Origin of the sequence: Nocardia pseudovaccinii (assembly GCF_050942345.1) — a bacterium.
Lineage (GTDB): Bacteria > Actinomycetota > Actinomycetes > Mycobacteriales > Mycobacteriaceae > Nocardia > Nocardia pseudovaccinii.
On sequence record NZ_CP192074.1, the window covers coordinates 7162256 to 7182888 of the forward strand.

At 66.3% G+C, this 20633-nt stretch carries 20 protein-coding genes and 1 pseudogene; 15 read left to right on the forward strand and 6 right to left on the reverse strand.

The genetic code is table 11. From position 1 onward, the window contains the following. Window positions 1-158: 158 nt before the first annotated feature. Window positions 159-557, reverse strand: a complete 399-nt coding sequence (locus ACQPZ2_RS32240; RefSeq protein WP_433521889.1) for a DUF3052 family protein — start codon at window positions 555-557, stop codon at window positions 159-161. A gap of 95 nt (window positions 558-652) precedes the next feature. Here ACQPZ2_RS32240 and ACQPZ2_RS32245 point away from each other — a divergent pair, with 95 nt between their 5' ends. The 8 genes from ACQPZ2_RS32245 to ACQPZ2_RS32280 all read left to right on the forward strand — a co-directional run bounded on the left by ACQPZ2_RS32245 (window position 653) and on the right by ACQPZ2_RS32280 (window position 10224). Then, window positions 653-1852: a histidine kinase gene (locus ACQPZ2_RS32245; protein WP_433527576.1), complete on the forward strand. Its 1200-nt coding sequence runs from the start codon at window positions 653-655 to the stop codon at window positions 1850-1852. 129 nt (window positions 1853-1981) lie between these two features. Next, a complete protein-coding gene (locus ACQPZ2_RS32250; RefSeq protein WP_433521890.1) occupies window positions 1982-2779 on the forward strand; it encodes a LytR/AlgR family response regulator transcription factor in 798 nt (265 codons plus the stop codon). Beyond that, window positions 2776-3141: a hypothetical protein gene (locus ACQPZ2_RS32255; RefSeq protein ID WP_433521891.1), complete on the forward strand. Its 366-nt coding sequence runs from the start codon at window positions 2776-2778 to the stop codon at window positions 3139-3141. Before ACQPZ2_RS32250 ends, ACQPZ2_RS32255 begins: the two co-directional genes overlap by 4 nt. Before the next feature lie 139 nt (window positions 3142-3280). Next, window positions 3281-5038: a cation acetate symporter gene (locus ACQPZ2_RS32260; RefSeq protein ID WP_433521892.1), complete on the forward strand. Its 1758-nt coding sequence runs from the start codon at window positions 3281-3283 to the stop codon at window positions 5036-5038. Between the two features lie 139 nt (window positions 5039-5177). Continuing rightward, window positions 5178-5540: a DUF485 domain-containing protein gene (locus ACQPZ2_RS32265; protein ID WP_063041895.1), complete on the forward strand. Its 363-nt coding sequence runs from the start codon at window positions 5178-5180 to the stop codon at window positions 5538-5540. Further along, on the forward strand, window positions 5537-7174 hold the full coding sequence (locus tag ACQPZ2_RS32270; RefSeq protein WP_433521893.1) for a solute symporter family protein: 1638 nt from the start codon (window positions 5537-5539) through the stop codon (window positions 7172-7174). The genes ACQPZ2_RS32265 and ACQPZ2_RS32270 overlap by 4 nt, the downstream gene beginning before the upstream one ends. Window positions 7175-7226: 52 nt before the next feature. Further along, entirely contained in the window at window positions 7227-9155 is a 1929-nt protein-coding gene (gene acs, locus ACQPZ2_RS32275) for an acetate--CoA ligase (RefSeq protein ID WP_433521894.1), read from the forward strand. Between the two features lie 124 nt (window positions 9156-9279). Next, the gene (locus ACQPZ2_RS32280; RefSeq protein WP_433521895.1) at window positions 9280-10224 is read left to right on the forward strand and encodes an extracellular catalytic domain type 1 short-chain-length polyhydroxyalkanoate depolymerase; all 945 of its coding nucleotides are present in this window, start codon (window positions 9280-9282) and stop codon (window positions 10222-10224) included. A gap of 36 nt (window positions 10225-10260) precedes the next feature. Here the strand turns inward: ACQPZ2_RS32280 and ACQPZ2_RS32285 are convergent. Next, window positions 10261-10536, reverse strand: a pseudogene (locus tag ACQPZ2_RS32285) (BTAD domain-containing putative transcriptional regulator); the annotation flags it as partial. A gap of 50 nt (window positions 10537-10586) precedes the next feature. On the opposite strand from ACQPZ2_RS32285, the gene ACQPZ2_RS32290 reads away from it, so the two are divergent. From ACQPZ2_RS32290 to ACQPZ2_RS32300, 3 genes are read left to right on the forward strand one after another with little or no spacing between them, the layout of a single operon-like run. Continuing rightward, window positions 10587-11243, forward strand: coding sequence for a hypothetical protein (locus ACQPZ2_RS32290; RefSeq protein WP_433521896.1), 657 nt, complete (start codon window positions 10587-10589; stop codon window positions 11241-11243). Continuing rightward, window positions 11233-11817, forward strand: a complete 585-nt coding sequence (locus ACQPZ2_RS32295) for a DUF6529 family protein (protein WP_433527577.1) — start codon at window positions 11233-11235, stop codon at window positions 11815-11817. The genes ACQPZ2_RS32290 and ACQPZ2_RS32295 overlap by 11 nt, the downstream gene beginning before the upstream one ends. Before the next feature lie 12 nt (window positions 11818-11829). After that, complete coding sequence (locus ACQPZ2_RS32300) at window positions 11830-12285, forward strand: Rieske (2Fe-2S) protein (protein ID WP_433521897.1); 456 nt, start codon at window positions 11830-11832, stop codon at window positions 12283-12285. A gap of 55 nt (window positions 12286-12340) precedes the next feature. Here the strand turns inward: ACQPZ2_RS32300 and ACQPZ2_RS32305 are convergent, their stop codons facing one another. After that, complete coding sequence (locus tag ACQPZ2_RS32305; protein ID WP_063041909.1) at window positions 12341-12808, reverse strand: VOC family protein; 468 nt, start codon at window positions 12806-12808, stop codon at window positions 12341-12343. Window positions 12809-12901: 93 nt separating this feature from the next. After that, window positions 12902-13855, reverse strand: coding sequence for a hypothetical protein (locus ACQPZ2_RS32310; RefSeq protein ID WP_433521898.1), 954 nt, complete (start codon window positions 13853-13855; stop codon window positions 12902-12904). A gap of 77 nt (window positions 13856-13932) precedes the next feature. Between ACQPZ2_RS32310 and lspA the strand changes: the two genes are divergently transcribed. Genes lspA through ACQPZ2_RS32325 form a run of 3 tightly spaced genes read left to right on the forward strand, consistent with a single transcriptional unit; the run spans window position 13933 to window position 16209 of the window. Then, window positions 13933-14634 (forward strand): signal peptidase II, encoded by a 702-nt coding sequence (gene lspA, locus ACQPZ2_RS32315; protein WP_433521899.1) that lies wholly within the window; start codon window positions 13933-13935, stop codon window positions 14632-14634. Beyond that, a complete protein-coding gene (locus ACQPZ2_RS32320) occupies window positions 14631-15557 on the forward strand; it encodes an RluA family pseudouridine synthase (protein WP_364485307.1) in 927 nt (308 codons plus the stop codon). Before lspA ends, ACQPZ2_RS32320 begins: the two co-directional genes overlap by 4 nt. After that, window positions 15550-16209, forward strand: a complete 660-nt coding sequence (locus tag ACQPZ2_RS32325; RefSeq protein WP_433521900.1) for a hypothetical protein — start codon at window positions 15550-15552, stop codon at window positions 16207-16209. The genes ACQPZ2_RS32320 and ACQPZ2_RS32325 overlap by 8 nt, the downstream gene beginning before the upstream one ends. 14 nt (window positions 16210-16223) lie before the next feature. Here ACQPZ2_RS32325 and ACQPZ2_RS32330 read toward each other — a convergent pair whose 3' ends face one another. Both ACQPZ2_RS32330 and ACQPZ2_RS32335 read right to left on the reverse strand, forming a co-directional pair. After that, on the reverse strand, window positions 16224-17042 hold the full coding sequence (locus ACQPZ2_RS32330) for a PhzF family phenazine biosynthesis protein (RefSeq protein WP_433521901.1): 819 nt from the start codon (window positions 17040-17042) through the stop codon (window positions 16224-16226). Between the two features lie 79 nt (window positions 17043-17121). Beyond that, window positions 17122-19548 (reverse strand): HAD-IC family P-type ATPase, encoded by a 2427-nt coding sequence (locus ACQPZ2_RS32335; protein WP_433521902.1) that lies wholly within the window; start codon window positions 19546-19548, stop codon window positions 17122-17124. On the opposite strand from ACQPZ2_RS32335, the gene rarD reads away from it, so the two are divergent. Then, window positions 19547-20503, forward strand: a complete 957-nt coding sequence (rarD, locus tag ACQPZ2_RS32340; RefSeq protein ID WP_433521903.1) for an EamA family transporter RarD — start codon at window positions 19547-19549, stop codon at window positions 20501-20503. The genes ACQPZ2_RS32335 and rarD overlap by 2 nt on opposite strands. Window positions 20504-20633 lie beyond the last annotated feature (130 nt).

The following is a 20633-nucleotide window of genomic DNA, read 5'->3' on the forward strand; positions in this document are numbered from 1 at the left end:
CCACCGACGAGTTCGGCTTCCCGCGCCGGGCTGACGCAGGTGCTCGGCGTGTCGGTGGTGAAGATCACCGGCGCGTCTCGCGACCCAGCATTGCGGCTGTCCGATTTCCGCGACAGTGGGGTGGTCCACGGATCGCTCGACACTACGCGAGCCCTCGATCAAGCGCGCTTGCGCCAGACGAATTTCAAACCGGACCAATCGTTGTCGAGCGCGGCCACCTTCACATCGACGACACCGATGGGCAGCAATAGCTCGCGCAGATCGTTCTCGGCGATATCGCTGACGTGCCCACCCGCTTTGCGCGGCCAGGCGATCCACAGCATCGCCCCCGGCTTCAGTGCGGCGGCCAGTTCCGGGGCCTCGTCGGCCAGGTCGGCGAGTTCGCGAAAGAAAGCGAGGACGACATCCGCGGACTCGGGCTCATCGGTGGCGATCGCGACGTCCGGTGGTAGATCCGGTATCGCCCAGCCTGCGGGCGCATGCCGCAGCACTACACGATGGCCGGATTTGATTCCGATCTTCTTCGCCAGCGGCGTCCCGGAGTAGCCCGCGGTCATGGACACGACTGTATGCGGCGCTGTTGGGCGCTGATTCGGTGGGACCACCGCGATAATCAGGCGATGAGGTGGCGGAGACGTTCGGTGAGCCCGCGATGACGACCGCCGGTGTCGCGGTTGTCGCCGGGGCGGTATTGATCGTCGGCGCGCTGCTGGTCTGGTCTCGAACCCGACGAGTGGTGACCACTCCGGCCGAGCGGGCGGTGTACAGCGCACTGCATACGGCCTCGCTGGCCGCGCGCCCGTTGCGGCAGGGGTTGAACGATCGGTCCGCCCAGGAGGCCGCGCCGCATCTGCGGACACTGACCGGGGCCGACGCATTGGGCGTCGCCGATCCGGACGGCATGCTGCTGGCTTGGGACGGGCCGCATTCGGATCTGGCCGAACCGTTCGCCGATGCGGCCAGGCGGGCGGTGGCGACCGAGCGACCGGTGCTGGTGTCGGGGCCTGGTCGCAGTGAACATGCCGGGCGAACACTGATCGCACAGCCGCTGCTCATCGAAAATGGCGGGGTAGCGGGGGCTTTGGGGGTGGTGACCACCGGCAAGCCGGAACCCGGACGGCTGGGTGCGGTGGCCGAGGTGGCGCGATACGCCTGCGGGCAGCTGGAATTGGCGGAATTGGACGCCTCGCGGGCCCGCCTCGATCGGGCCGAGGTGCGTGCGTTGCGGGCCCAGATCAGCCCGCATTTCATCTATAACGCGCTCAATACCGTTGCGTCCTTTGTACGTACCGATCCGGATCGGGCGCGCGAGCTGATCCTGGAGTTCGCGGACTTCACCCGATATTCCTTCCGCGCCGCGGGCGAATTCACGTTGCTCTCCGACGAACTGCGCAATATCGAGCGGTACCTCGCGCTGGAACGCGCCCGGTTCGGTGACGCCTTGCAGGTTCGGTTGCAGATCGCGCCGGAAGTGCTCGGCGTCGTACTGCCGTTCCTGGCGTTGCAACCGTTGGTGGAGAACGCGGTTCGGCACGGCTTGGCCGGGGCGACGCGCGGCGGGACGGTGACCATCGTCGCGACCGATGCGGGTACCGACTGTGTGATCAGCGTCGAGGACGACGGAATCGGGATGGATCCGGATCTGCTGCGCTCCGGTGCCCTCGATGCCATCGAAACCGGTACCGGCCCAGCGGGTTCCGGCGAATCCGCCCATGTGGGTCTGGCCAATGTCGACGACCGGCTGCGGGCGGCCTTCGGCAACGACTACGGCCTGATCGTGGAGACCGCCCGCGGCGCGGGCACCAAGGTGAGCCTGCGCGTCCCGAAGTTCCGCGCAGGGATCCAGGCCTGACTACACACGCCTGCTCCACACGGCACCCGGCTCCGGCTCGACCGCACGGCTCCAACTACGAACGCTGGTGAAGCCAGGTGTCGACATCCGGGTCGACGGTGAACAGGCTCCGCTTACGATGGAACGACTGTGACCCGGACCACCGACCAGTCCGCCGCCGCACTGCGCGTGCTCGCTGTGGACGACGAGAAGCCCGCTCTGGACGAGCTGGTGTATTTGCTGCGCGCGCAGCCGGGGGTCGGTGAAATCCACAACGCTAGCGATGCGACCAGCGCATTGCGGCTGATGCGGGCACATCCGATCGATGCGGTATTCCTCGATATCAATATGCCCGGGCTGGACGGCATGGAATTGGCCGGCATCCTGTCCGAGTTCGCGAACCCGCCCGCGGTCGTCTTCGTGACGGCCCACGATGACCAGGCGATCGCGGCCTTCGATCTGGGTGCGGTGGACTATCTGCTCAAACCGCTGCGAGAGGCGCGGTTGGCGGAGGCGGTGCGGCGGATCGTCACGACACGCACCACACCGGCCCCGGCCGTTGCGGCCTCGCGCACCGACCCGAACGAGGTGATTCCGGTCGAGCTGGGCGGGGTCACCACGCTGGTGCATCGGTCGAGTGTGAGCTGGGTCGAGGCGGAGGGCGATTATGCCCGACTGCACACCAGCGGCGGCTCGCATCTGGTGCGGATTCCGTTGTCGGCGTTGGAATCCCGGTGGGAGAACGCCGGATTCCTGCGGGTGCACCGGTCCTATCTGGTGGCACTGCGGTTGGTGACCGGGCTGCGCACGGTCGGTACCGGAACGGTGGTGCGGCTGCGCGCCGACGGCAAGGCCGCGGCGGTGGAGTTGCCGGTGAGCCGTCGGCAAGTACGCGAGCTGAAGCAACGGCTGGTGCACGGGCCGCGACAGCAGTGGACGAATCCGTGACCACTCCGCAGCGTCCGACCAGACAGCGCGTCGTGCTCGCCGAACGCCGCGGCGCGCGACGCGTGCGGACCCGCACGGAGGTGGTCGAGCAGACCGAGATCGGCGAGGCACTGATCGGTGGGCTGATTCGGGCGCAGTTGGGGTTGGCGGTGCGGGCCGGGTTGGTCATGGTGCTCGTATTGTGTTCGCTCCCGGTGCTTTTCCGGCTCGGGTCGGTGGGATCGTTCGTTCTGCTCGGTGTGCGATTGCCGTGGCTGCTGCTCGGTGTTGCGGTGTATCCGGTGCTGTACGGCGTCGGACGACTGTACGTCCGACTCGCAGAACGCAATGAGCAGGACTTCCTGGATTTGGCCGAGGACTGACTTCTATGCCCCCCGCCGCAACACTGCCGACTCACCGTCCCGCCGAATATCCCCGCGCCACCACAAGCCGGACCGGGCACCCACCGAGCGAGGATCTCTGTCGACCGGATGCCGTCTCGAACGACACGGGTTGCCTGCCGTGAACACCGCCTCGACACCAGCACTCACAGTTTTCGCCTTGCTGCTCGCCGCCCTCGCCACGGTCGCGATCGGCGTCTACGGTGTTCGGTTGGCACGCACCACCTCCGACTTCCTGGTCGCCTCACGCAGCGTCGGGCCGCGCTGGAATGCGGCCGCGATCTCCGGCGAATACCTCTCGGCCGCTTCATTTCTCGGGGTCGCGGGACTGATCGCGAAATACGGCGCGGACGCGCTCTGGTATCCGGTCGGGTTCACCGCCGGATATCTCGGACTGCTGCTGTTCGTCGCCGCGCCGCTGCGCCGGTCGGGCGCGTACACCGTGCCCGATTTCGCGGAGTTCCGACTCGGATCGCTGCGGCTGCGCAGGCTGGCGGCGGTCGTGGTGGTGCTGGTGTGCGGGGTCTATCTCATTCCGCAGTTCCAGGGCGCGGGGCTCACGCTGCACATCCTGCTGAATGTGCCGAAATGGGTCGGCGCGGTGGCGGTCGGCGCGATCATCATCGCGAATGTGGCCGGCGGCGGCATGCGGTCGATCACGCTGGTGCAGGCCTTCCAGTACTGGCTGAAGCTGACCGCGGTGGCGATTCCGGCGCTGGTGCTGCTCGGCCATTTCCTGGCCGAGGACCGCGAACTCGGCACACCCGCGCCCCCGGTGGTCACCGAGCGCACCACGGTGGATGTCAGCACCGGCGTCATCGTGCAGGTCGGTGCGCCGCAGCAGGTTTCGATCACCGGAACGCTCGACGATCGCACGGTGGACGGTCCGGTCCTGCTCACACCCGGCGCACACGAACTGGCGGCGGGCACCGAACTGACCCTGGAGGCGGGCTCCACCGTCCCGGTGGTGGCCGGAGCGCCGACGGACGGTGCGGCCTGGCTGGCGCCCGGCGGCGGATTCGGCGGCTCCCATCCCACCTACCAGGTGTATTCGCTGATCATCGCCACTTTCCTGGGCACAATGGGACTTCCGCACGTTTTGGTGCGGTTCTATACGAATCCCGACGGGCGCGCGGCGCGCACGACCGCGCTCGCGGTGATCGGCCTGGTCGGAGTGTTCTACCTCTTCCCCATTCTGCTGGGGGTTTTCGCGCGGCTGTACGTGCCGCAGTTGCTGATCACCGGCACATCCGATGCCGCCGTGGTGCTGCTGCCCGGATCAGTGCTGGCGGGCCTGCCGGGACAACTGCTGGCGGCACTGGCCGCGGCGGGTGCGATCGCGGCGTTTCTTTCCACGTCGTCCGGGCTGTTGGTCAGCATCGCGGGTGTGCTCAGCACGGACATGCTGCGCGGACGGATCCGCGACTTCCGGACCGCCGCGGTATTCGCCGGTGCCGTGCCCCTCGGTGTTTCGATCATGGTGGTCTCGCTGGATCTGTCCCGCACTGTCGCCCTTGCCTTTTCGGTCGCCGCCTCGACACTGTGCCCGCTGCTGGTGCTCGGCATCTGGTGGCGCGGTCTGACGGCCAAGGGCGCGGCCACCGGACTGATCGTGGGCGGCCTGGCGGCGGGCGGCGCGACCGCGGTTTCGGTGACCGGCGGCATCTCCGACGAGCTCGCGGACGGCTGGCTCGCGGCCGTCCTCGGCTATCCGGCGGCGCTCAGCGTACCGCTGGCATTCGCATCGATGATCCTGGTCAGCGTGCTGACGCGCGGTCAGAACGCCCGCACGATCGGGCGCATCTTCGTCCGAATGCACGCGCCGGAGCGGCTGGGTATGGGCGCGGACCGGGAGCGCGCCATCGGGCTGAGCCGCTGACCGTTCGTCGCGGCCTGCCGACCGTTCACCGCACAAACCGTCGCCTTCACAGAGTGATCCACGCCACATCATGAATCTCTCACGGGCGCCCCCTTATGGTCGGCGGATAGTAAGTCACGTCACACGCTAGGACCCTGCGATGACCAGTATCGACCTCGACAAAGATGGCACGCCACCGCGGCGCACGCCGACAGCGGAGGATTTCGCCGCCGTCCAGTCGAGTCCCCAGTTCCAGGAATTGCGAAGCCGGTTGCGCCGCTTCATCTTTCCGATGACCGCACTGTTCCTGGTCTGGTACCTGAGCTATGTGTTGCTCGGCGCCTACGCGCACGACTTCATGGCCACCCAGGTCATCGGCAATATCAATCTCGGCCTGCTGCTCGGCCTCGGGCAATTCGTCTCGACGTTCGTGATCACCTGGCTGTATGTCCGGTTCGCCAATAAGGAACTGGATCCGCGCGCCGCGTCGATCCGCAACTATCTCGAGGGAGACCAGGCGTGAGTACGCAATATCTGTCCGCCGCGGAGAAGGTCGGCAACCCGGCCGCGAATATCGCCATTTTCGGCCTGTTCGTGGCGATCACGATGATCGTGGTGATCCGGGCCAGCCGCAACAACCGCACCGCCGCCGACTACTTCACCGGCGGCCGTGGCTTCTCCGGCCCGCAGAACGGCATCGCCATCGCGGGCGATTACCTTTCCGCCGCAAGCTTTCTCGGCATCGCGGGCGCCATCGCGGTATACGGCTACGACGGGTTCCTGTACTCGATCGGCTTCCTGGTGGCCTGGCTGGTCGCACTCCTGCTGGTCGCCGAAATGCTCAGGAACACCGGCAAATTCACCATGGCGGATGTGCTGAGCTTCCGGCTGAAAGAAGGCCCGGTCCGCACCGCGGCCGCGTTGACCACGCTCGCGGTCTCACTGTTCTATCTGCTCGCGCAGATGGCGGGCGCGGGCGGTCTGGTCGCGCTGCTGCTCGATATCTCCGATAAGACCGGACAGAGCATCGTCATTGCCGTCGTCGGCGTGCTGATGATCGTGTACGTGCTGGTCGGCGGCATGAAGGGCACCACATGGGTGCAGATCATCAAGGCGGTACTGCTCATCACCGGCGCGGCGCTGATGACGGTTATGGTGTTCGCCAAGTTCGGCTTCAACTTCTCCGACATCCTCGGCTCGGCACAGGATGCGGTGCACGGTTCCAAGACCAAGGGCGTCGCCGCCCGTGACGTGCTCGCCCCGGGCGCTCAGTACGGCGGCAGCGCGACCTCCAAGCTGAACTTCGTCTCGCTCGGCCTGGCGCTGGTGCTCGGCACCGCTGGTCTGCCGCATGTGCTGATGCGCTTCTACACCGTGCCGACCGCGAAAGAGGCACGGCGCTCGGTGGTTTGGGCGATCGGCCTGATCGGTGCGTTCTACCTGTTCACCCTGGTGCTCGGTTACGGTGCGGCCGCCATTGTCGGGCCGGATCGCATTCTCGCCGCGGCGGGCGGGCAGAATTCGGCGGCGCCGCTGCTGGCCTTCGAACTCGGCGGGGTAATCCTGCTCGGCGTCATTTCCGCGGTCGCCTTCGCCACCATCCTCGCGGTCGTCGCGGGCCTGACCATCACCGCATCGGCATCGTTCGCGCACGATATCTACGCGAGTGTGATCAAGAAAGGGCAAGTCGACGAGAACAAGCAGGTCAGGGTATCGCGGATCACCGCGGTGGTGATCGGTGCGCTGGCCATCGGCCTCGGCATCCTGGCCAACGGCCAGAACATCGCCTTCCTGGTGGCGCTGGCCTTCGCGGTCGCGGCGGCGGCGAATCTGCCGACCATCGTGTACTCGCTGTTCTGGAAGCGGTTCAACACCACCGGCGCCCTGTTCAGCATGTACGGCGGCCTGATCTCGACCATTGTGCTGATCGTGTTCTCCCCCGCGGTATCCGGGACGAAGACCTCGATGATCCCGGGGTCGGATTTCGATTGGTTCCCGCTGTCGAATCCAGGAATCGTCTCCATCCCACTGGCTTTCGTACTCGGTGTGGTCGGCACCTTCCTGGGCGGGCGTAAGCCGGAGGATCCGGCGAAGCAGGCCGAGATGGAGGTTCGCTCGCTCACCGGTGTCGGCGCGGAGAAGGCGGTCGTGCACTGACCGCATCCGACTGAGCCTGCCGCCCTTGTTGTTTCGAGAGGATAGATCGACGTTGACCAGTGCAACCACCGACCCGACCACCTACCCGCCGGATGCGGCGTTCGCCGCGAGCGCCAATGCCGATGCGGCACTGTACGATCGCGCTGCCGCCGATCGGCTGGAGTTCTGGGCCGAGCAGGCTCGGCGGTTGCATTGGCATCGGCCGTGGACCCAGGTCCTCGACTGGAGCGACGCGCCGGTCGCGAAATGGTTCGTCGACGGCAAACTCAATGTCGCCTACAACTGTGTGGACCGGCACGTACTCGACGGATACGGCGAGCAGGTGGCCATCCATTGGGAGGGCGAGCCGGGCGACTCCCGCGATATCACCTACGGCGAGTTGCTCGCCGAGGTATCCAGGGCGGCAAACTATTTCACCGAGCTCGGGCTGGGGACCGGCGATCGCGTCGCCATCTACATGCCGATGGTGCCGGAGGCGATCGTCGCCATGCTGGCCTGCGCCCGGCTCGGGCTCACCCATTCGGTGGTATTCGCCGGATTCTCGCCGACTGCCCTGCGCCAGCGGGTCGACGATGCCGGGGCCCGATTGGTGATCACCACCGATGGGCAGTGGCGGCGCGGTTCCGCCGCACCGCTGAAGGCCGCGGTCGACGAAGCGCTGGCCGATGGCGAACACACCGTCGAGCGCGTACTCGTGGTGCGGCGCACCAACATCGAGGTGCCGTGGACCGAGGGCCGCGATCTGTGGTGGCACGACACCGTCACCGACGCGTCCCCCGATCACGAGGCGCAGGCCTTCGACGCCGAACATCCGCTGTTCATCCTCTACACCTCGGGCACCACCGGAAAACCCAAGGGCATCCTGCACACCACCGGCGGCTATCTCACCCAGGTCGCCTATACCCACCACAACGTCTTCGATCATCGTGCGGGACAAGACGTTTACTGGTGCACCGCTGATATCGGCTGGGTCACCGGACACAGCTATATCGTCTACGGACCGCTGGCGAACCGCACGACCCAGGTCGTCTACGAGGGCACCCCCAACTCCCCCGATGAGCACCGGCATTTCGACATCATCGAAAAGTACGGCGTCACCATCTATTACACCGCCCCCACCCTGGTGCGGACCTTCATGAAGTGGGGTCGCGAGATTCCGGACGCGCACGACCTGTCCTCGCTACGACTGCTCGGCAGCGTCGGCGAGCCGATCAATCCGGAGGCCTGGCGCTGGTACCGAGAGGTATTGGGCGGCAATCGGACTCCCATCGTCGACACCTGGTGGCAGACCGAGACCGGTGCGATCATGATCTCCCCGCTGCCCGGTGTGACCGCGGCCAAACCGGGTGCGGCCATGACACCGCTGCCCGGCATCTGCGCGAAGATCGTCGACGACGACGGCGCCGAACTCGCGCACGGCCGCTCCGGACTGCTGGTGCTGGATCAACCGTGGCCCTCGATGCTGCGCGGTATCTGGGGTGATATGGACCGGTTCCGCGAGACGTACTGGGACCGATTCGCCGACCGCGGCTGGTATTTCGCCGGTGACGGCGCCAAGTTCGACGACGGCGGCGACCTGTGGGTACTCGGCCGGGTCGACGATGTCATGAATGTCTCCGGCCACCGGATCTCCACCGCCGAGGTCGAATCCGCGCTCGTCGGACATGCCTCGGTCGCCGAGGCCGCGGTGGTCGGCGCGAACGATGCGACCACCGGACAAGCCATCGTCGCCTTCGTCATTCTCACCGCGGGCGCGCACAATTCCGGTGATGCGCTGATCAGTGAACTGAAAGCCGCTGTCTCCCAGGAGATCAGCCCCATTGCCCGACCGAGACAGATCCATATCGTCCCGGAACTCCCGAAAACCCGCAGCGGCAAGATCATGCGCCGCCTGCTCCGCGATGTCGCAGAGGGTCGAGAACTCGGCGATACATCGACCCTCGTCGATCCGTTGGTCTTCGAGGCCATCGCCCGCGGATAGGCGTCGCCCCCAGCGGCGGACCCGGCCACCACGACGATGAGGGGGACCGGGTCCGCCGCTTCGCCTCAGCCGACTCGCCGCCGAGATCGCGGCGCGAACTCGGCACCCGGCTAGAATTCGCGACGTGCGAATTGCCGCGCTCCGCCCCTGCGCTGTCGTCGGCGCCATCCTGATCGCCACCACTTGTCTGCTGCTCGGTGTACCGCGCGCGCAAGCCATGGCAGACAAACAGTGCTACACCAATGCCGCGGGCACCCGCTGCTACTACCTGCATGTACCGCCGGGCAGTAGTGCGGGTAGGCCGCTGATGGTGTACCTGCACGGTTGCAACGACCCGCTCACCGAGACGCAACCGAGGGGGTTCTCGCTCACCCAGGTCGCCGACGAAATGGGTTTCGTACTCGCCTATCCGATCCAGGATCAGGCGGCGAACAAAGACTCCTGCTGGAACTGGGACAAGGCCGAGGACCGCGAACGCGGCCGCGGCGAGTCGTCGATCATCGCGGGCATCACCACCACGCTCATCGATGGATTCCAACTCGATCGCTCGCGGGTCTATCTCGGCGGATACTCCGCGGGTGGCGCGATGACCACCAATCTGGGCGCCAACTACCCGGACCTCTACGCGGCGATCGCCCCGATGGCCGGTGCGCCGTATCGCTCCGAACTCGGCGGCCAGGTGATCATCGACGCGATGGCCGCACGTGCCCGCCCGATGCCGACATACTTTCTGCAGACCCTCTTCGACGAGATCAGCAACTACGTGATCGGCCGCACCAACCTCGCACAGTGGCGCGCGGCCGATAACCTCGCGGATCCGGGTTCGATGCCGACCCTGCCGACGCGCCAGGAAGTTCTCGCCGCCGGACCGGGTCTTCCGATCCCGCTCACCGTCGAGCACTACCAGAGTCCGCGCGGATGTGAACTGGCGCAATTCACCACACCGCTGCTCGCCGAGCACGCGATAGGGGCACGCGTCGTTCAGGACGACGGGGGCATCGAGGTCCAGCGCAACCTGATGCGTTTTCTGCTCGCCCACCGCATGACCGCACCCCACCAAGCCTGTTAGTCGACGAAGTCTCGGATACCGCGGTGCGCAGCAGCGTTCGCGCAGTGGATATTCGCGCACGAATACTGCGAGATCGCGCGCGGCTTCCCGATATTCACCCAGCGAAAGCCGCGCCTCGGCCAATTCCTCGACTGCGACCAAGCGCTGCTCCTCGAGCTGAGCGATGACAGCCCTGGCGAATTCGGCGTCAGGACATCGGCGAGCACGGATCCAGGCCCGCCACACCCGGCGGTGGGAACCGACACGTCTCGAGACACGCCGTTGAACGGCTGCCGCGAGTGCGCTGTTTGAACCGTTCGACGGGTTCACCACGTAGTCAATGCGAACGGCGGCGCCTGGTGGCCGCGCATCGAGGAGACCCTATGAAACGACTGGGACCGTGGCTCACCCTGGCGGCAGTGGCCGTACTCGGCCTCGTCCTACTGGTCATCAATATGTCCAAGGACACCGACCCACCGGCCGCGAATACGAATGCGGTGGTCACAACCACCCCCGTGGCCACGACACAGACGCCGCTACCGACCACCACTGCGGCCGTTCCATTTCCCGGCAAGGCCGACTACGTAGGCACCATCCCGCTCGCCTCCGGTGGCACCATCACACTCGAGATCACCGTCGCGGGCGACAAGGCCATCGCCTATGCCTGTGACGGCAAGAGCATCGAGTCCTGGCTGCGAGGTCCGGCCACGAACGGATCCTTGCAGCTGACAGGCAAAGACGACGCGAAACTGACCGGCGCCTTCGACGGCAAGGCGGTGCGCGGGACACTCTGGATCGGCGGCAAGCAGTGGAGTTACACCGCGAACCCGGTGCAACCACCCGCCGGACTCTATGTCTACAGCGAGGCGGGCACCCGCCAGAGCTGGATCGTCGATGCGAACGGCGGAGTCACTGGCGTCCAACGCAATCCCGACGGCTCCACCACCCCTGCCGTCGGTCTCGCGCCGGACGCGACGGCCATCGTCAACGGCAAAAAGGTAACCGCGAACAAGGTAAGTGGTGGTGACAGTGTCGGCTGATCGAGAAGCGCCGACGGTCCGGGTGAATCCGGGCCGAGTATCGGCGGCGGCCATCGTCATTCCGCTGCTCGTCGGCGCGGCAGTCTCGGTGCTGCTGGGCGTCTACGCGAAACAGCATGAGCCACGGTTCTTTTCGATCAACGTGGCCGGATTCTCCAGTCCGGTCGCGGTGAAGACCTGGCTGGCCACCGTGGCCACCGCACTCGCGCTGTTCCAATTGCTTTCCGCGCTGACCATGTACGGCAAGCTCGGCGCGATCCTCCCGAAGACTCCGTCCTGGATCGCACCCGCGCATGTCTGGTCGGGCCGACTCGCCGTTCTCGTCACCGTCCCGGTCGCCGTGCATTGCCTGTTCGCCTTGGGTTTTCAGGACTACGAAAACCGCATACTCATCCATTCCCTGCTCGGTTGCTTCTTTTATGGAGCATTCGTCGCCAAGATGCTGCTGCTGACCCGAAAGGGCCTGCCCGGCTGGGTCATTCCCGTCGCGGGCGGCCTGGTACTCGCCGGGTCGACCGGCCTCTGGCTCACCTCGGCCCTGTGGTTCTTCCAGCACAACGGCATCACCTTCTGATCGGAGTCCGATATGACCAACGATGATCTCGTCCTCGACCGCCGCCGCGTCGTAATCGCGGGCGCCGGGGCAGCGGCCGCCATGGCCGCACTGACCGCATGCACCACCTACGGCAAGTCCGACGCCCCCGCGGCCGAACCACCCAAGGCCGCCGCCGGATCGAACGGACCGAATGTCTCCGCCGGACAGCCGAATGCCATCGCCACCACTGCCGAGGTGCCGGTCGGCGGCGGTGTGATCAAGGGCGATGTGGTGGTGACCCAGCCGAATGCCGGTTCCTTCGTCGGCCTGTCCTCGACCTGCACACATGCGGGGTGCAAGGTCGCGACGGTTTCCGGCGGCACCATCAACTGTGCCTGCCACGGCAGCAAATTCGGTCTCGACGGCTCGGTCGTCAACGGCCCGGCCACCCAGCCGCTCGCCCCGAAATCCGTTCACGTCGAGGGCGACTCGATCGTGCTGGGATAAGCAGCACGCGATCTGCCGCGCGGCACACCGACCGCGCGGCAGATCACACAAACGCTCAGGCCCCGCCGAACAATTCGGCCATCCGCCGGTCCATCTCATCCGGCGGCACATCCTCGACGTGCGTGGCCACGGTCCACCGGTGGCCCCACGGATCCTCGAACGCACCACTGCGGTCACCGTAGAACTGGGTGGTCATCGGGGTGAGCTCCTTGGCGCCCGCGGCGAGGGCGGCGCTGAAAGCGGCGTCGGCGTCCTCGACATAGACATAGAGATTGACCGGCGTGCCGCCGACCGTCTTCGGGTCGAGGAAATCCATATCGGGGGCCGGATCGCCGACCATGATGAGCGAATTGCCGAACGTGAGCTCGCAGTGTGCGATCTTGCCCTCCGGTCCAGGCATGCGCATTCGCTCCGATGCGCCGAAAATATTCTTGTAGAAGTCGATGGCGGCAGCGGCCCCATCGATTGCCAATCCCGGCGAGACCACCGGATAACCCTCGGGGATCGGTTTCACATCGGACATGGGATACCTCCGATCGAGGCGTTTGTCGGACAGGTGCGAGCCTATTCCTCACCCGTAAGACGACATGCCTGATCGGCACAAACAGCTACGGACTCATTCGTTCCAGGTGACCTGCGTATTGATCGTCTGCTGCAGCATGCTCGCGCTGCGCGGGTCGCGGTATGCCTGGTGTCCGCCGACCGTGATCGAGCCCGCGACCGGCAGCGGCAGGCCCAGGTCGACGGTGATCGTGCCCGAACCCTGCATGACGTAATCCTTGATGTCGAGGGTGCCCGCATTATTGGGCAGCGACCACACCTGTGACTTCGGTTTCTGGGTCACCTCTAGTTCGATGGTCAGCCGGTCGCCCTCGCGCTTGGTCAGCGTGGCGGTGGTCACCTGATCGAGTGCGACACCACCGTCGACCTCCTGCTGCACCGTCCACACCGCACCCTCACCGACCGGTTGGTCGGGAAAGGTGATCGAACGGTAGACCGCCTGGTAGAAGGCCTGTTCCAAGGCTGCGCGGGCGTTATTGGAGGTGTCCGGTGCCGGGGCGAGCCGCAGCGCGGTGATCGCGCCGAGTTCGCTCATATCGAATCCGGCGTGCGAACCGTCGGCGGCGGTGAGCGCCTTGGCCAGCGACGGATCCGGGGTGGAAATGGTGCCGAGAGTCAACTCGACACCGTCACCGTCGGTCTGCGCCGTCATCGGAATCGTCAATGCGGGCGAGGAGAAATCGCTCGGCGGCTGATCATTGATCTGCTGCTCGATGTGGTGATCGGTGCGCAGCGTCACCTGCTGCACCGTGCCCGCCGGATAGCCGGGACGCAGCAGCGATCGCGGCTCCTCACCCGCCGAGACCACAGTGGCGACCGCGGCCGAAATCGGCACGGTCACTTCCTTGCCGATGCCGACCGGCTCGGTGCTGTCGGAATCGACGCGCGACTCGGCACCGTCACTACAGCCGACACCGAACGCGGACAGTCCGACCGCGAGCACCACCAGAAGCGCACCCGAGCGCGCGATTCGGGGTACGTGGGAGGAAGACAACACCGTCACGAGCATCAGAGTACGACCGCTTCCTGAGTGTCAGCTGGGACATGCAGGTGACCGCGTGCGTAGCGCAAATCGTTACTCGAGAGATGATGGTCGGCGTGAGTGACGACCGGCCGCCCGAGGACAAGCCCGCCGATAGCGCGATGCCACCCAGCGACGACGCAGAAAATCCGACCCCGACCGCCGATCCGGGGAAGCCCGCCGCACCGCTGCGGCTACGCACGCTGCTGATCATCGCCGCGGTATTGCTCGGCCTCGACCTGCTCACCAAGACCATCGTGGTGGCCGAGCTGACCCCGGGCGATCCGGTGCCGATCATCGGCGATTTCGCGCGATTGTCGCTGGTACGCAACCCGGGCGCGGCGTTCTCGATGGCCACCGGCATGACCTGGCTGCTGACCCTGGTCGCCGCGGCCGTGGTGATCGGGGTGATCCGCATCGGTCGCACGCTGCGCTCCCTGTGGTGGGCGATCGGGCTCGGCATGGTGCTCGGCGGCGCGCTCGGCAATCTGGTCGACAGGTTGTTCCGCGCGCCCGGACCACTGCAGGGACATGTGGTGGACTTCATCGCCGTCGGTTGGTGGCCGGTATTCAATCTCGCCGACTCCTCGATCGTGTGCGGCGCGATCCTGCTGGTGGTGCTGACGGTCTTCGGCTTCGAACCCGACGGCACGCGCGCGGGACACGGCCACCCCGAAGCGACCGCCACCGAGACCGCCGCGAAGCCGGACGAGCCATCGGACAACGGCGCCAACGGCGCGGCCAGCAGCAAGGGGAATGCGGCGTGAGAGAAACGCGGACCATGCCGGTACCCGACGGACTCGACGGAATGCGCGTCGACGCCGGGCTATCCCGGTTGCTCGGTCTGTCCCGCACCGCCGTGGCCGCGCTGGCCGAGGACGGTTCGGTGCAGCTCGACGGCGTCGCCGCGGGCAAATCGGATCGGCTCGTCGCGGGGGCCTGGCTGGAGGTCGAGTTCCCGGAACCGAAGCGTGAACTCACCATCGAGCCCGAACCGGTCGAGGGTATGAAGATCCTCTACGCCGACGATGACATCGTCGCGGTCGACAAGCCGGTCGGCGTCGCGGCGCATACCGGCGTCGGTTGGACCGGGCCGACGGTGGTCGGCGGCCTGGCCGCGGCGGGCTATCGCATCTCGACCTCGGGCGCGCACGAGCGGCAGGGCATTGTGCACCGGCTCGATGTCGGGACCTCCGGGGTCATGGTGGTCGCGCAGTCCGAACACGCGTACACGGTGCTCAAGCGGGCATTCAAACAGCGCACCGTCGATAAGCGCTATCACGCACTGGTACAGGGACATCCGGATCCGAGCAGCGGCACCATCGATGCGCCGATCGGCCGGGCCCGCGGCGATGCCTGGAAGTTCGCGGTCACCGCGGACGGACGCCCGAGCATTACCCACTACGACACCGTCGAGGCGTTCCAGGCGGCCAGCCTGCTCGATATTCATCTGGAAACCGGGCGCACCCACCAGATCCGGGTGCATTTCTCCGCGATCCGGCACCCCTGCTGCGGTGATCTCACCTATGGCGCGGATCCGCGGCTGGCGGAGCGGCTGGGGCTGGAACGGCAATGGCTGCACGCGCGTTCGCTGGGATTCAACCATCCGGCCGACGGCCGGTATCTGGAGATCACCAGCGAATATCCCGATGATCTGAAGAACGCACTCGACGTGTTGCGCAATGCCTGAAACATTGCGCCGCATTGCCATTGCCGTCGGGGCCGTCGGCTTCGTAGTCCTGATCGTGGTGCTCGGTGTGCTGAATCCCCCGCGACCGTCCGGCATTTCGACCGACCGGCTCGGTCCGGAACGGGGTGAGCATGTCGCGGATTACCTTGCGCGAGCACGGGATTCGCTGTCGGGTTCGGATAGTGACGAGCACTGGGCGCTGGTCTCGTTCACCGAATCCCTCACCCCGGACCAGATTCCGGCACATAGCGGCGGCCTGCGCATCGCCGCGGCGAGCCACCATGTGTCGATACCGCGGGTGAACACTCCGATCGTCACGGTTCAACTGCCCGCGGGAAATGCGGTGGCCGTGGCATCCGCCGACAATGCCGCCTGGCAACTGCTGGCCCAGCACGCGACCGACGATCGCACCAACCACATCAATTCGGTATCGGCGGCCCGCCTGCGCGCCGGGTGCGCCTGCACCGTCGGCCTCGTGGTCCGCGGCGGGCTCCCCCAACTCCGGAATCTGGCGACCCAGGACGGAATTCGCGCCGTGCAGGCCCTGCCCGCCGACGCGGTCGCCACCAGTTTCGCGATCGTTCCGCTGCTGCCGGAATACGAAGGCATCGCGCTGCCCGGTACGGACGACGGCCCCGTCCCGGATCAGTAACGCGGCCGGGCCGGTCAATCCGGCAGTGCCACAACACCATCCAGGTACCGGCGGCAGCGGCCGATGAGCAGTACCCGGTCGCCCGCGAGTTCACAGCGCAGCCTGCCGCCACGCCGGGACAGCTGACGGGCGCTGAGTTCGGCGCGACCGAATTCGCGGCTCCACAGCGGAACCAGCTGTGCGTGTGCCGATCCCGTGACCGGATCCTCGACCACACCGAGATCCGGGCCGAAGACGCGGGAGACGAAGTCGACGGTATCGCCGGGCGCGGTGATCACCGCGTCGAAGGCGAGCGGTGGGAAGGCCGCGAAATTCGGCCGCGCCTCACGTACTTCACGTTCGGAACCCACCACGATCACCTCGTCGAATCCGGTGTAGGCACGCACCGCACGGACGCCGAGCGCATCGACCAGCGCGGGATCGGGCGTGACCTCCTTGGATTCGAGCGCGGGTAGGTCGAGTACGTATTCGTCGTCATCGGTGCGGTCGACGTGTAGCCAGCCGCTGCGCGTGAAGAAGCTCACCCGGTCCTCACCGGGATGGATGTCCTCGAGAATCTGCGCGGCCGTCGCCATGGTGGCGTGGCCGCACATATCGACCTCCCGGGTCGGGGTGAACCAGCGCAGGTGGACGGCGGGCCACTCCCCGGGTGGACCGCCCGCCTCGACGGGTAATTGCGAGGTGTAGAAGGCGGTCTCGGCGAGGTTGTTCTCCTCGGCCAGATGTTGCAACAGCTCGTCCGGCAACCAGGTCGACAGCGGCATGACCGCGGCCGGATTGCCCGAGAACGGTGCGTCGGCGAACGCGTCGATCTGATGCAGCAATACCTCCATAGTCGAGAAGGTACTCCAACCCTGAATGATCGCTTCGCACAAGGTATCTCGTGGCGCGGCGAGTCGGGCGTCCAATTGTTCAGGCGCCCCCGCCCGGTGAGCTCGGAAGTAGCGTGTGCTTCTCGCCCTGAACTGCGGCGGCGATCCACCAGGCGGCCTCGACGAGCACGATGCCGATGGCGCCGCAGATGAACGCCGCGGTGGTGAGCCCGATATTCGAGGGGTCGAGTTTGAAGAAATGCCTGGTGAACGGGATTGTGAACAACAGCACATAGGCCAGGATCGATGCGCCGATGAGCACCACTTTCCACCACACATACGGCCGGGCGACGATGGCCAGGACCCACACCGCGATCATGATCAAGGTGATGAGCGCCGTGGTACCTGCCTGCTCCTTCTGCTGCTCCAGGGAGTCATACGACCCCGCATTGGCGATCAGGTAGGCGACGAAGGTGGCGATGCCGATCACCACGCCGGACGGAATCGCCAAACGCATGACCCGCGACACGAATCCGGACCGGGCGCGTTCATTGTTCGGAGCCAGCGAGAGGATGAAGGCGGGGATACCGATGGTGAACCAGGCCGCGATCGTGACATGCCTTGGCAGGAACGGATATCCGATCGCTTCGTAGTCGAAGATCTGCGAGCCGACACCGGCGACGCCGATCAAGAAAGCGAGCACCACCGAGTACACGGTCTTGGTGAGGAACAGATTCGAGACCCGCTCGATATTGCCGATCACCCGGCGGCCCTCGCCGACCACATACGGCAGTGTGGCGAACTTGTTGTCCAACAACACGATCTGGGCGACCGCGCGGGTGGCCGGACTGCCCGACCCCATGGCCACGCCGATATCGGAATCCTTCAGCGCCAGCACATCGTTCACGCCGTCACCGGTCATGGCTACGGTGTGGCCCCGAGATTGCAAGGCGCCCACCATGGCTCGCTTCTGATCGGGGCGCACCCGGCCGAAGGTGGTCTCACGTTCGAGCACGTCGGCGAGTGCGGCACGATCCTCGGGCAATTCGCGGGCGTCGACCGCGTGATCGCCGCCACGCAGATCCAGCGAGGAGGCGACCGCACCGACCGAGACGGCATTGTCGCCGGAGATCACCTTGATCGAAACCTGCTGGCTGGCAAAGTAATCGAGAGTTTCGCGAGCATCAGGGCGCACCTTCTGCTCGAGTACGACCAGCGCCGCGGGGTCGACTGCACCCGGTGCGTCGGCGGCGTCGACCGGACGGTCGCTGCGCGCGAGCAGCAGAATGCGCAGCCCCGAGGAGCCGAGTTCCTCTGCGACACGGGCATCTTCGGAACTCGGGTCGAGCAGCACATCGGGCGCGCCGAGCAGCCAGTCGCCGTGCTCGCCGTAGGAGAACCCGCTCCATTTCTTCGCCGAGGAGAACGGTGCGACCGCGGTGTGCTGCCAATTCGGCTTATCGGTGAGCTCCTCGCCGATGGCCTGCACGCTCGCATTCGGGCGCGGATCGTCGGCGGCCATGGCGGCCAAGGCCTGTCGCACCTCGGCGTCGTCGAACGTGCCGAGCGTCTTGATATCCGACAGGCGCATCCCGTTCTCGGTGAGCGTGCCGGTCTTATCCGCGCACACCACATCGACGCGGGCCAGGCCCTCGATGGCGGGCAGCTCCTGCACCAGACATTTGCGCCTGCCGAGTCGCACGACACCGACCGCGAAGGCGACCGAGGTCATCAGCACCAGGCCCTCGGGCACCATCGGCACCAGTGCGGCGACCATGCCGGTGACCGCGGGCCGCCAGGACTCCTTACTGGAGAACAGCTGGTTGTAGATGCTCAGCAGACCCGCCGGGATCAACAGATAGGTGATGACCTTGAGGATGGTGTCGATACCGCTGCGCAATTCGGACTTGACCAGCGTGAACTTGCTCGCCTCTTCGGACAGCTTGGCGGCGTAGGCGTCCCGGCCGACCTTCGTCGCACGGTAGGCGCCGGAACCGGAGACGACGTAGCTGCCCGACATCACCGACGCGCCGATCGGCTTGTCCACCGGATCGGCCTCACCGGTGAGCAGTGATTCGTCGACCTCGAGCAGTGCGGATTCCTCGACCGTGCCGTCGACCACGATCTGGTCGCCGGGGCCGAGCTCGATCAGATCGTCGAGGACGACCTCCTTCGGCGCCACCTCGACCGACTGTCCGTCGCGGCGCACGGTCGGCTTGGCCTGGCTGACAATGGCCAACTGGTCCAGGGTGCGCTTGGCGCGGATCTCCTGGATGATGCCGACCGCGCTATTGGCGATGATCAGCAGGCCGAACATGCCGTCGATGATCGAGCCGGTCGCCAGCACCAGGATGAACAGCACACCGAGGATGGCATTGATCCGGGTGAAGACATTGGCGCGGACGATGTCGCGTACGGATCGGCTCGCCCGGTCCGGCACGTCATTGGTCAGCCCGTCGCGGCGGCGTTGCTCGACCTCCGCCGCGGTCAGCCCGGTGACGGCCGTTTGGGGCACGGTAATCGACATGACCGCCAGGCTACCGAGAACTACCGTCGGTAGGGTGCAGCGAAGCAGGGCGGTCCCAGGTGTTGTGTTCGGTACAGGCGCATTTCTGATCTGGGGGCTGTTTCCGGCGTACTTCGGGTTGCTGGCCTTCGCCAATCCGGCCGAGGTGGTCGCACAGCGGATTCTGTGGACGCTGGTGCTGGTGCTGGTCGTGCTTGCGATAACCGGGCAGCTCGGTGGGCTGCGCGGAATCGCACCGCGGACCTGGCGGATGGCGGCGGTGGCCATCGCGGCGCTATCGATCAACTGGGGTGTGTACGTCTACGGCGTCACTTCCGGGCATGTGGTGGAGTGCGCACTCGGGTACTTCATCAATCCGCTGGTGACGGTGGCGTTCGGCGTGCTGATCTTCCGTGAGCGGTTGGCCAGGGCACAGTGGGCGGCGCTCGGGCTGGGCGCGCTGGCGGTCGCCGTGCTCACCGTCGACTACGGCAGACCGCCGCTCATCGCGCTGGCACTGGCCTGCTCATTCGCCACCTACGGGCTGGTGAAGAAGGTGATTCCGCTCGACGCGCTGCACGGGATCGCGGCCGAGGGTCTGGTCGCGGCCCCGTTCGCGCTGGCCTTCGTGATCGTCTTCGCGATGACCGGACGTAGTGAATTCGCCAGTGGCATTGCACATTCCGGATTGATGATCTCGACCGGTCCGGTCACTCTGCTGCCGCTGCTGCTGTTCGCCGTTGCCGCGCAACGGGTTCCGCTGTCGACCATGGGACTGCTGCAGTACCTCACGCCCGCGCTGCAGATGGCCTGGGGTGTGGCCGTCGCGCATGAGCCGATGCCCGCGTCGCGGTGGGCCGGTTTCGCGCTCATCTGGGCGGCGCTGGCGATTTTCACCGCCGACGCGCTGGTGCGCGGGCGGCGGCGGGTCAGGACCACGCAGCCCGAACCGGCCAGTTCAACAGAGCGTCGCTGATCTGCCCTTCCCAGCCATGGCTTCGTAGTGAGGGCACAGTTTTCCACGCGATCGCTTGTCGAGTTCGACAGGACGGTGCAGCCCATGTCCTCGGGTACATTGACCGCGAAAAACCGCAGGCGGCGGAAGG

What these genes read in the sequence shown, in the direction of transcription:
- rarD (WP_433521903.1), top strand. Translation starts at nt 19,547, where the DNA reads ATGACCGCCAGGCTACCGAGAACTACCGTCGGTAGGGTGCAGCGAAGC.
- ACQPZ2_RS32265 (WP_063041895.1), top strand. Translation starts at nt 5,178, where the DNA reads ATGACCAGTATCGACCTCGACAAAGATGGCACGCCACCGCGGCGCACG.
- ACQPZ2_RS32245 (WP_433527576.1), top strand. Translation starts at nt 653, where the DNA reads ATGACGACCGCCGGTGTCGCGGTTGTCGCCGGGGCGGTATTGATCGTC.
- lspA (WP_433521899.1), top strand. Translation starts at nt 13,933, where the DNA reads ATGATGGTCGGCGTGAGTGACGACCGGCCGCCCGAGGACAAGCCCGCC.
- ACQPZ2_RS32300 (WP_433521897.1), top strand. Translation starts at nt 11,830, where the DNA reads ATGACCAACGATGATCTCGTCCTCGACCGCCGCCGCGTCGTAATCGCG.
- ACQPZ2_RS32305 (WP_063041909.1), bottom strand. Translation starts at nt 12,808, where the DNA reads ATGTCCGATGTGAAACCGATCCCCGAGGGTTATCCGGTGGTCTCGCCG.
- ACQPZ2_RS32325 (WP_433521900.1), top strand. Translation starts at nt 15,550, where the DNA reads ATGCCTGAAACATTGCGCCGCATTGCCATTGCCGTCGGGGCCGTCGGC.
- ACQPZ2_RS32330 (WP_433521901.1), bottom strand. Translation starts at nt 17,042, where the DNA reads ATGGAGGTATTGCTGCATCAGATCGACGCGTTCGCCGACGCACCGTTC.
- ACQPZ2_RS32290 (WP_433521896.1), top strand. Translation starts at nt 10,587, where the DNA reads ATGAAACGACTGGGACCGTGGCTCACCCTGGCGGCAGTGGCCGTACTC.
- ACQPZ2_RS32240 (WP_433521889.1), bottom strand. Translation starts at nt 557, where the DNA reads ATGACCGCGGGCTACTCCGGGACGCCGCTGGCGAAGAAGATCGGAATC.
- ACQPZ2_RS32335 (WP_433521902.1), bottom strand. Translation starts at nt 19,548, where the DNA reads ATGTCGATTACCGTGCCCCAAACGGCCGTCACCGGGCTGACCGCGGCG.
- ACQPZ2_RS32310 (WP_433521898.1), bottom strand. Translation starts at nt 13,855, where the DNA reads ATGCTCGTGACGGTGTTGTCTTCCTCCCACGTACCCCGAATCGCGCGC.